Source organism: Bacteroides cellulosilyticus DSM 14838 (assembly GCF_000158035.1).
Taxonomy (GTDB): domain Bacteria; phylum Bacteroidota; class Bacteroidia; order Bacteroidales; family Bacteroidaceae; genus Bacteroides; species Bacteroides cellulosilyticus.
Genome location: NZ_EQ973491.1, coordinates 935655 through 946176, shown reverse-complemented (window position 1 = coordinate 946176; position 10522 = coordinate 935655). Strand labels below are relative to the sequence as shown.

Below are 10522 nucleotides of genomic sequence, written 5' to 3'. Positions count from 1 at the left end.
TATGTGGTTCAGGAGCTTCACATTAGTAAAGCAGCATACCTACAATTGTGAAGCACATAAACCACAGCTGTAGGCACACAAAAGTAAAGCATCCGAAGCTAAAGAAAGTACTATGTAAGAGCTAGTTAAAGAGTATGTAAAGCAGAAAGAAGCGTAAAGTAAAAAGACATGCAAAGTGGAAGGGGCATGCAAAATACATGGGCAACTATAATTACAAAACGGCACTTCAAAGTCGATGCTTAATTATTGATTATCAGAAAAGTACAAGAATTCCGTTTTCTGTCAGCAAGAAGTTAAGAGTTTGTCGACAAGGAGTTAACTTCTTGTTCACAAACTCTTAACTTCCTGTAAGCAGAGAATATAAGATTTTTCCATTACTTTACAAAAAGAGAGACGGATTCTATTTTTTTCCATTTTGAGGGAAAGTTGACTGGTTTCCGTCCTTTCTGGTGTAATAATGAAATAGGTCCGCTTTATCTGCGTAGTCCGCGTACCTATTTCATACCACGGTGAACTAAAGTTATCAGCATCAATGACTGCAAACCTTCGTTATATCCACCGTAAATCCATCATCAGCAGGCATAAACTTACCTTTCGCTTTCAGAAACTCTATCAATTTATCCGCATCCATATCTTCTGCCGAGCAAGTATAGAAATGTTGATGCTCACCGAATTTCTGGATGATTGCCTCTTTTAATGATGATTCCGAATAACTGTTGCCTTCCATCATGTGAAGGACTTCATGAGCATGTAATTGTTCCATAATCTATTTTTTCTGCAAAGATAGCACGAAACGCGGATTGGAGTTGTAACATATGTGACACGAACCTATAAAAAATAAAGAAGCAAAGTTAAAAGCTCTTTTTTACCTCCTGATATACGTTTCGGGAAGTTTCTCCGTTATAGAAAAGGTATGAAACATTTTTGGTTACTGACAACTCTTATAATACTATTCTCCACTCCCGCCCTTGCCCAGAAAACAGTCAAGATAGGCGGAACGGTTACGGATGAAAATGGCAATCCGATTGAATTGGCAACAATACGATTGGAAGGGACGGCTATAGGCACAGTCAGCAACCTGAAAGGGAGATATTCACTGAAATTCGAAAGCCGGGACAGTGTAACGGTCATCTTCTCCATGCTGGGATACCAAACCCGCAAACGAAAATTAGTACGTCCGCAGGGAAATATCAGTCTGAACATAACCTTGCCCCCGATGAACTTTGAACTGGGCGAAGTAAGCGTAACAGAGCGCCGCCGGCAAACCGGAACCATCCAACAGATAGAAACCAAACAAAACCGCCTGGCCCCCGACGCTTCGGGCGGAAGCATAGAAGCCGTGATAGCCACGCAGGCCGGAGTGAGTAGCAACAATGAGCTCAGCTCGCAATACAACGTACGCGGCGGTAGTTTCGACGAGAACATGGTGTACGTCAACGGCATTGAAATATACCGTCCCTTGCTGATCCGTTCCGGGCAACAGGAAGGATTGAGTTTCATCAATCCCGATATGGTGCAATCCGTCGGCTTCTCCACGGGAGGCTATGAGGCCAAGTACGGGGATAAGATGTCATCCGTGCTGGACATCACTTACAAGAAACCCGAACGATTGGAAGGAAGTGCCTCCGTCAGCCTGTTGGGAGCCTCGGCATACGTAGGAATTACCACCAAGAAGCTAACCTGGACAAACGGCATCCGTTATAAAACCAACCAATATCTGCTCGGCACGCTGGATACAAAAGGAGAATACGACCCACGTTATATCGACTATCAGACTTATCTGAACTGGACACCTTCGAAGCGTTGGGAAATAGGTGTCATCGGAAATATTTCAGAAAACCGCTATAACTTCCAGCCGGAAGACCGCTACACCCGCTTCGGCACTCTCAGCAATGTACGTGAGTTTAAAGTCTATTTTGAAGGACAGGAGAAAGATTTATTCCGCACCCTGTTCGGAACCGCCTACGCCACCTACCGACTGAACGAACAGAACAGCCTGACCCTGCAAGCCTCCGCCTTCCACACGAAAGAACAGGAAACGTACGACATCACCGGGCAATACTGGCTGAACTCCCTGGACAGCGGAACGCAAGTAGACGGCACTCCCAACGAAGAGGAAACTTCCGAAACCATCGGCGTGGGAACTTACATGGAACATGCCCGCAATTACCTTACCGCAGAGGTGCAAAGTTATTCCATCAAAGGCCGCCACCGACTGAAAAGCCACTCCCTGCAATGGGGTGTGGAGTTCAAACGGGAGCGCATCAAAGACCGGATGCGCGAATGGGAAATGCGCGACTCTGCCGGATACTCCATGCCACAAACTTCCGAAGGACCGGAACTCTTCTACACCCTCCGTTCGCGCAACGAAACGGACAGCAAACGATACGGATTTTACCTGCAAGATACATACCGCTTCCGCTCCACCGCCGGACTATTCACCCTGACTGCCGGCATACGAGGCAGTTACTGGGACTGGAACAAAGAATTCATTTTCAGCCCGCGTGCCTCCCTGGCTCTGATTCCGGCATTCAATGAGAAATTCACCCTGAGAGTAGCTGCCGGAGTCTATTACCAGGCACCATTCTATAAAGAATTCCGGGATACCACCCAGGTGGACGGGATAGCTACTGTATCTCTGAACCGTGACATCCGTTCGCAGCGCTCCCTGCACTTCGTGGCAGGTGGCGACTATAATTTCCGTGCCATGGACCGCCCGTTCCGCTTCTCCATGGAAGTGTATTACAAAGCATTGAGCAATCTCATACCTTATAATATAGATAATGTACGGATTAGTTATTACGGACGCAACCTTTCCAAAGGTTACGCCACCGGTATCGACATGAAACTGTTCGGTGAATTTGTTCCCGGAACAGACTCTTGGCTGAGCTTCTCTCTGATGAAAACCGAAGAGAAAATAAACGGACAATGGCTCCCCCGTCCCACCGATCAGCGCTACCGTCTTTCGCTCTATTTTACGGATTATTTTCCCGGTAGCCGCAAGTGGAAAATGAACCTGAAAGGTACACTTGCCGGAGGTCTTCCCTTCGGCCCTCCACATAGCGGACGCGAGGCTGCCGTGTTCCGTACATCCCCTTACCGACGTGTGGATATAGGTATGTCCCGCTGTATTATCGACCGCAGTGAACGCGAAAATCAGCGCGGCATCCGCAGCCTTTGGTTGGGGGTGGATATTTTCAATTTGCTAAATATCAGCAACGTCAACTCCTATTATTGGGTAACAGACACCCGAAATAATCAGTTTGCAGTACCCAATTACCTGACATCTCGTCAGATTAACGTCCGCCTGTTGCTCGACTTCTGAACAGAAGTCTAAAAAAACCTTTCTAAACTTCAAATATCCAATAATTAATTGACGAAAAATTTCTCTATTAAGGAAGAAATCTCTTTCTTTGTGCTGTTTTATGCCTTTGATTAAGACATTATACCAACATTAATAAATATAGTTATGAAGATTTCACACATTGAGCATCTGGGCATTGCTGTTAAGAGCATTGAAGAAGCCCTGCCGTATTACGAGAACGTATTAGGTCTGAAGTGCTACAACATCGAAACTGTAGAAGACCAGAAAGTAAAAACCGCTTTCCTGAAAGTTGGTGACACTAAAATCGAACTTCTCGAACCGACCTCTCCCGAAAGTACTATTGCTAAGTTCATCGAAAACAAAGGTGCAGGCGTTCATCACGTGGCATTTGCTATCGAGGATGGTGTAGCAAACGCATTAGCTGAAGTAGAAGCTGCAGGCGTTCGCTTAATCGACAAGGCTCCGCGCAAAGGTGCTGAAGGTCTGAACATTGCTTTCTTACACCCGAAATCAACACTGGGCGTATTGACAGAACTTTGCGAAAAGCCGGAATAATATGCTTTAATTACGAATTTAGGAATGACGAATTACTTATTTTACAGGCAGTTCGTCATTTGTAATTCATAATTCACAATAAAAAAATAGTATTAACCCATTATATTTAATAAAATGAGTAATCAACTTGAAAAGATTAAAGAGCTTATAGATCGCCGCGCAGCTGCACGTCTGGGTGGTGGTGAAAAAGCGATTGCCAAACAGCATGAGAAAGGTAAATATACAGCTCGTGAGCGCATAGCCATGCTTCTCGACGAAGGTAGTTTCGAAGAAATGGATATGTTTGTAGAGCACAGATGTACCAACTTCGGTATGGAAAAGAAACACTATCCCGGTGATGGTGTTGTGACCGGTTGTGGTACTATCGACGGTCGTTTGGTTTATCTGTTCGCACAGGACTTTACTGTTTCTGCCGGTTCTTTGTCTGAAACGATGTCTCTGAAGATCTGTAAGATTATGGATCAGGCTATGAAAATGGGTGCTCCTTGTATCGGTATCAACGACTCGGGTGGTGCACGTATCCAGGAAGGTATCAACGCTTTGGCTGGTTATGCTGAAATCTTCCAGCGCAATATCCTGGCATCAGGTGTTATCCCGCAGATATCAGGTATCTTCGGTCCTTGTGCCGGTGGTGCTGTTTACTCTCCTGCACTGACTGACTTCACGTTGATGATGGAAGGTACTTCTTATATGTTCCTTACCGGTCCGAAGGTAGTTAAGACTGTAACGGGTGAAGACGTAACTCAGGAAAATCTGGGTGGCGCAAGTGTTCACTCTACCAAATCAGGTGTAACTCACTTCACTGCCAAGACTGAAGAAGAAGGTTTGGCTTTGTTGCGTAAGCTGTTGAGCTACATTCCCCAGAACAACCTGGAAGAAGCTCCTTACGTAGATTGCACCGATCCTATCGACCGTTTGGAAGATTCTCTGAATGAAATCATCCCCGATAGCCCGAACAAGCCGTATGATATGTACGAAGTAATTGCTGCTATTGTTGACAACGGTGAGTTCCTCGAAGTTCAGAAAGATTACTCAAAGAATATCATTATCGGTTTCGCACGTTTCAACGGACAGTCCGTAGGTATCGTTGCCAACCAGCCGAAGTATCTGGCAGGTGTGCTCGATAGCAACGCATCTCGTAAGGGTGGCCGCTTCGTTCGTTTCTGCGATGCTTTCAATATTCCTATCGTTTCATTGGTAGACGTTCCGGGATTCCTTCCGGGAACAGGCCAGGAATACAATGGTGTAATTCTGCATGGTGCTAAGTTGCTGTATGCTTACGGTGAGGCTACTGTACCTAAGGTAACAGTAACATTGCGTAAGTCTTACGGTGGTTCACACATCGTAATGAGCTGTAAGCAACTCCGCGGTGACATGAACTACGCATGGCCTACTGCTGAAATCGCTGTTATGGGTGGTGCCGGTGCCGTTGAGGTATTGTATGCCCGCGAAGCTAAGGAACAGGAAAATCCTGCTCAATTCCTGGCAGAAAAAGAAGCTGAATACACCAAGCTGTTTGCTAATCCTTACAATGCAGCTAAGTATGGTTACATCGATGATGTGATTGAACCGCGTAACACACGTTTCCGCATTATCCGCGCTTTGCAACAGTTGCAGACTAAGAAATTGTCCAACCCAGCTAAGAAGCATGGTAATATTCCTTTGTAATCAGGCTTTTAACACTAAAAACAAGAACGATTATGAATAAAACAAAAATCGGAATATTCTTTACCTTGCTGCTGATGTTAGGTGTATGCTCTTCCTGTGGAGAGAAGAAAGACACTAATAAACTGCTGCTGAATGAAGTGCTGATTACCAATGAAAGCAACTTTCAGGATGACTACGGTGTACACAGCGCATGGATTGAAATATTCAACAAATCATACGGTAGTGCCGATCTTGCAGGTTGCTATTTGAAGTTCAGCAGCCAGCCTGGCGATACTATTCCCTATTTCATCCCGAAAGGTGATGTGCTGACTCTGGTGAAACCTCGCCAGCATGCATTATTCTGGGCGGACGGAGAACCCAACCGCGGTACTTTCCACACCAGCTTCAAACTGGATGCCGCCAATGCCAACTGGATTGGTTTGTATGACTCCGGCAAGAAATTGCTTGATCAGATTGTGATACCTGCCGGTACGCTGGGTGCCAACGAGTCTTATGCCCGCATCAGTGACGCCGCCAACCAATGGGAAGTAAAAGGTAGAAGTAGTGACAAATACGTCACTCCAAGTACCAATAACCAGACCATTGACCGCAATGCCAAGATGGAGAAGTTTGAAGAACATGACAGTGTCGGTATCGGTATGTCCATCTCCGCCATGAGTGTTGTATTCTTCGGTTTGATTCTTCTCTATGTTTCATTTAAAGTTGTCGGTAGAGTATCTGTTAATCTCAGTAAACGTAATGCTATGAAGGCTAAGGGTATCACCGATAAACAAGAAGCTAAAGAAAAGAAACTGGGCGAAGCTCCGGGAGAAATTTTCGCTGCTATTGCTATGGCTATGCACGAAATGCAAAGCGATGTACACGATGTGGAGGACACCGTTCTTACCATCACCCGTGTAAAACGCAGCTATTCACCATGGAGTTCGAAGATTTACACATTGCGTGAAACTCCTCTGAAAAAGTAATCACCTATAAATTGATAAAACGATGAAAGAATATAAATATAAAATCAACGGTAATACATACAAAGTTACCATTGGAGATATCGATGAAAATATCGCTCACGTTGAAGTGAACGGTACCCCCTACAAAGTAGAAATGGAAAAGGCACCGAAAGTGGTTGTTAAACCGGTAGTACGTCCTACTACTCCTGCCCCCGCTCCGACTCCGGTAGTGAAGCCGGCCGCTCCTTCTACTGGCAAATCAGGTGTTAAATCACCGCTGCCGGGTGTTATCCTCGACATCAAAGTCAATGTAGGTGATACAGTGAAGAGAGGCCAAACCATCATTATCCTCGAAGCTATGAAGATGGAGAACAATATCAATGCCGACAAAGACGGTAAAATCACTGCGATCAACGTAAGTAAAGGAGATTCCGTTCTCGAAGGTAATGACCTTGTAATTATTGAATAATATGGGAGAATTTATCACATTTTTAGGAAACAACCTTGCCGACTTCTGGACGTACACGGGTTTTGCCAATGCAACGGTAGGCCACGTCGTTATGATCCTGGTAGGTTTGTTCTTCATATACTTGGCGGTAGCCAAGGAATTTGAGCCGATGCTGCTGATTCCTATCGGATTCGGTATGCTGATCGGTAATATCCCCTTTAACATGGAAGCCGGGCTGAAAGTAGGCATCTATGAAGAAGGTTCTGTGCTCAACATCTTGTATCAGGGAGTGACCTCCGGATGGTACCCGCCGCTCATCTTCCTGGGCATTGGTGCTATGACGGACTTCTCGTCTCTGATATCCAACCCTAAGTTGTTACTGATCGGTGCAGCTGCCCAGTTTGGTATCTTCGGTGCTTACATGATTGCTTTGGAAATAGGTTTCGATCCTATGCAAGCCGGTGCAATCGGTATCATTGGTGGTGCTGACGGTCCGACGGCTATCTTCCTTTCATCCAAGTTGGCCCCTAACCTGATGGGTGCGATTGCGGTATCAGCCTATTCGTACATGGCGTTGGTACCGGTAATCCAGCCGCCTATCATGCGCCTGTTGACCAACAAGCACGAACGTCTGATCCGTATGAAACCGCCGCGCGTAGTTTCTCACACGGAGAAAGTAATCTTCCCGATTATCGGTTTGTTGCTGACTTGTTTCCTTGTTCCGTCCGGTCTGCCTTTGTTGGGTATGCTGTTCTTCGGTAACCTGTTGAAAGAAAGTGGTGTAACCCGTCGTTTGGCTGAAACGGCACGTGGTCCGCTGATTGATACAATTACTATCCTGTTAGGTTTGACAGTAGGTGCTTCTACTCAGGCTTCTGAGTTCCTGACACTTGACTCTATCAAGATCTTCGGTCTGGGTGCATTGTCATTCGTGATTGCTACCGCTTCAGGTGTGCTCTTCGTGAAGATATTCAACCTCTTCCTGAAGAAAGATAATAAGATTAACCCGTTGATCGGTAATGCAGGTGTATCTGCCGTTCCCGACTCGGCACGTATCTCTCAGATAGTAGGTTTGGAATACGATCCGACTAACTACCTGCTGATGCACGCCATGGGTCCGAACGTTGCAGGCGTAATCGGTTCAGCAGTAGCTGCCGGTATCTTGCTGGGATTCTTGATGTAAAAGATATGTGCGTTGAGTGGTATCTTTACCATTCAAAACATCCGGTATATTTTAGCGCTCCTTCGGTTGAAGGGGCGCTATTTTTATTCGTTAATCTATCTAAAAGAAGCTACGAATATTTCGTAAAGTAAATCTTTTTAGTAACTTGCAGCCAATTAAGCAATACTTTAAAGATAAAAAGACTATGCGGAAACTCTTTATTCTACTCTTTTTCAGTGCCTCTTCATTGCTGATGGCACAAAATACCAACCCTATTCAGGAAGCAATGGCAAACTATGATTATGAGACGGCACTGACGCTCATTGATAAGGAGACGCCGACTGTTCCCCTACTCTATCAAAAAGGGAAAGCGCTAAAAAGTCTTGGCAACAACAGGGAAGCGCTTCAAGTATATGAAGAAGTCGTGATGCAAGATTCTCTGAATCCACGAGCTTATATTGAAGCAGCAGAGTGCTGCAAGTCATTATTAAAAACAAACAGGCATTAAAATATTATCAAAAGGCAGTGGACCTGAATCCGGATAATAAATATGCCCGTATCCAATACATTACTCTATTACTGAATCAGCGGAAATTCGATGAAGCATTGGGAGAGAGCAGTCTACTTACAGAAACAGATAGCTCGGCTGTTGTATTACATCTACAAGCTCAAAGTTTTGAAGGGGTAGATGACATTTTAGCTGCATTGGGATGCTATGAAAACATACAGGAAAAATATCCCAACGACTTTCTGGCTGCTGCCAAAGCAGCAAGACTGCACATCGAAGGAGCATTTTATAATTATGCTATAGAAGCTACTGAAAAATACCGCCAAATAGACAGTACAAACGTTGTTGTAAACCAACAAAATGCATTGGCATACTGCCTGATAAAAGATTATCAGACCGCAATACAGAGATACGAACAGTTACTAAGCCTAGGGGACAGTACATTTACCACCTGTTATTATTTAGGAGTCAGTTATTACGCAGTAGAAAAGTTTTATGAAGCACATGATATACTGGAAGTAGCTCGCCAATATGATAAGCGTAATGTGAATCTGCTATATTATTTAGGACGCTCCTGTTCCAAAACGTCATGGAAGGATCAAGGAGTTGCATATCTGGAAGAAGCTGTGGCATATGCTACCCCACCCGATAGTGCTATGGTACGCCTCTATGTCGGCCTCACAGACTGCTATAAAATGGCACTAATGCCTAAAGAGCAAATCAAAACGATGCAAGACAGATATGATAAATATGATATAGAAAATCATAAGCTCTTGTATGACATGGCATATGTTTACCAATATCAGTTGAAAGATAAAAAGAATACAGAACGTTGTCTGGAGGCTTTCCTTAAAACGCGTCCTAAAAACAGCAGTGAGCAACCCGAAACAGATGATAAAGGAAATGTAATATTAGGATTAAGTACTTATTATGGTGCGGCCGAAACTTGGCTGAAAGATCTTCGCGAGAAAAAGAAAGTGGATGACTTCTTTCAGGGGAAAGTGATTGCAGTACCAACAAATATGAAAAAGACAGAAACTTCCAGAGACACAGTAAAGAAGTGAAAACGTTTGCATAACATTATAAAGTATATAATAGCGGAGTAGCGGCAGCTTTCTCCGCTATTTGCTTATATTAGCACCAAAATACGGATATAATAACGAAAAGCTAATATCATGAAAAAATTATTCCTTATCCTGGGAACGTTTTTACTTTCCCTTAGTACGTATGCAGCTATGAACGTAAACAAAATCGACCCTCCGTTTTGGTACGCCGGAATGCAAAATCCCGAACTCCAACTTATGGTCTACGGTGAAGACATCGGTAACTCTTCCGTTACTGTCAACTATCCCGGCGTTTCTTTGAGCAGCACTGTCAAGCTGGAAAGCCCGAACTACCTGATTGTCTACCTGAGACTGGAGAAAGATGTGAAACCCGGTAAAGTAGCTCTCACTTTTGCACAAGGCAAAAAGAAAATCGTCAAAGAGTATGAACTGAAAGCACGCGGCAAGAAAAGCTGTGAACACAAAGGTTTTGATGCTTCCGACGCCCTCTATCTGTTGATGCCCGACCGCTTTGCAAACGGTAATCCGGACAATGACCAAATTCCCGGCATGGCCGAATACAAAGTAGACCGCAATGATCCGAACGCCCGCCATGGTGGTGACCTTGCAGGTATCGAGCAAAATCTGGATTACTTCTCCGACCTGGGTATAACCGCTCTTTGGTTCACTCCGGTACTGGAAAACAACATGACCGGCGGTTCGTACCACGGTTATGCTACTACCGATTACTATAAAGTTGATCCGCGTTTCGGCACCAACGAAGAGTATCAGCAACTGATATCCAAATGCCACGACCGCGGCATCAAGATTGTAATGGATATGATCTTCAACCACTGCGGTGTAGAACA

Annotated in this window: 8 protein-coding genes and 1 pseudogene; 8 read left to right on the top strand and 1 reads right to left on the bottom strand. The window is 44.7% G+C overall.

From position 1 onward, the window contains the following. Positions 1 to 529: 529 nt before the first annotated feature. The gene (locus tag BACCELL_RS15815; protein ID WP_007212906.1) at positions 530 to 763 is read right to left on the bottom strand and encodes a YecH family metal-binding protein; all 234 of its coding nucleotides are present in this window, start codon (positions 761 to 763) and stop codon (positions 530 to 532) included. A gap of 150 nt (positions 764 to 913) precedes the next feature. Between BACCELL_RS15815 and BACCELL_RS15810 the strand changes: the two genes are divergently transcribed. The 8 genes and pseudogenes from BACCELL_RS15810 to BACCELL_RS15775 all read left to right on the top strand — a co-directional run. Further along, the gene (locus BACCELL_RS15810) at positions 914 to 3325 is read left to right on the top strand and encodes a TonB-dependent receptor (RefSeq protein ID WP_007212905.1); all 2412 of its coding nucleotides are present in this window, start codon (positions 914 to 916) and stop codon (positions 3323 to 3325) included. 144 nt (positions 3326 to 3469) lie between these two features. Further along, positions 3470 to 3880, top strand: a complete 411-nt coding sequence (gene mce, locus BACCELL_RS15805; RefSeq protein ID WP_007212904.1) for a methylmalonyl-CoA epimerase — start codon at positions 3470 to 3472, stop codon at positions 3878 to 3880. A gap of 114 nt (positions 3881 to 3994) precedes the next feature. Continuing rightward, positions 3995 to 5548 carry an acyl-CoA carboxylase subunit beta gene (locus BACCELL_RS15800; protein WP_007212903.1) on the top strand — a complete coding sequence of 518 codons (1554 nt, stop codon included), beginning with the start codon at positions 3995 to 3997 and terminating at the stop codon, positions 5546 to 5548. A 32-nt stretch (positions 5549 to 5580) separates the two neighbouring features. Then, entirely contained in the window at positions 5581 to 6513 is a 933-nt protein-coding gene (locus BACCELL_RS15795; protein WP_007212902.1) for an OadG family transporter subunit, read from the top strand. 22 nt (positions 6514 to 6535) lie between these two features. Continuing rightward, positions 6536 to 6961: a biotin/lipoyl-containing protein gene (locus BACCELL_RS15790; protein ID WP_007212901.1), complete on the top strand. Its 426-nt coding sequence runs from the start codon at positions 6536 to 6538 to the stop codon at positions 6959 to 6961. 1 nt (position 6962) lies between these two features. Continuing rightward, positions 6963 to 8123, top strand: coding sequence for a sodium ion-translocating decarboxylase subunit beta (locus BACCELL_RS15785; protein ID WP_007212900.1), 1161 nt, complete (start codon positions 6963 to 6965; stop codon positions 8121 to 8123). A gap of 184 nt (positions 8124 to 8307) precedes the next feature. After that, positions 8308 to 9674 (top strand): annotated as a pseudogene (locus BACCELL_RS15780) (tetratricopeptide repeat protein). Positions 9675 to 9785: 111 nt separating this feature from the next. Further along, on the top strand, positions 9786 to 10522 hold a 737-nt coding region (locus BACCELL_RS15775), incomplete at its 3' end, for an alpha-amylase family glycosyl hydrolase (RefSeq protein WP_007212897.1).

Coding starts and splice junctions, on each gene's coding strand:
- BACCELL_RS15815 (WP_007212906.1), bottom strand. CDS start 763: ATGGAACAATTACATGCTCATGAAGTCCTTCACATGATGGAAGGCAAC.
- BACCELL_RS15810 (WP_007212905.1), top strand. CDS start 914: ATGAAACATTTTTGGTTACTGACAACTCTTATAATACTATTCTCCACT.
- mce (WP_007212904.1), top strand. CDS start 3,470: ATGAAGATTTCACACATTGAGCATCTGGGCATTGCTGTTAAGAGCATT.
- BACCELL_RS15800 (WP_007212903.1), top strand. CDS start 3,995: ATGAGTAATCAACTTGAAAAGATTAAAGAGCTTATAGATCGCCGCGCA.
- BACCELL_RS15795 (WP_007212902.1), top strand. CDS start 5,581: ATGAATAAAACAAAAATCGGAATATTCTTTACCTTGCTGCTGATGTTA.
- BACCELL_RS15790 (WP_007212901.1), top strand. CDS start 6,536: ATGAAAGAATATAAATATAAAATCAACGGTAATACATACAAAGTTACC.
- BACCELL_RS15785 (WP_007212900.1), top strand. CDS start 6,963: ATGGGAGAATTTATCACATTTTTAGGAAACAACCTTGCCGACTTCTGG.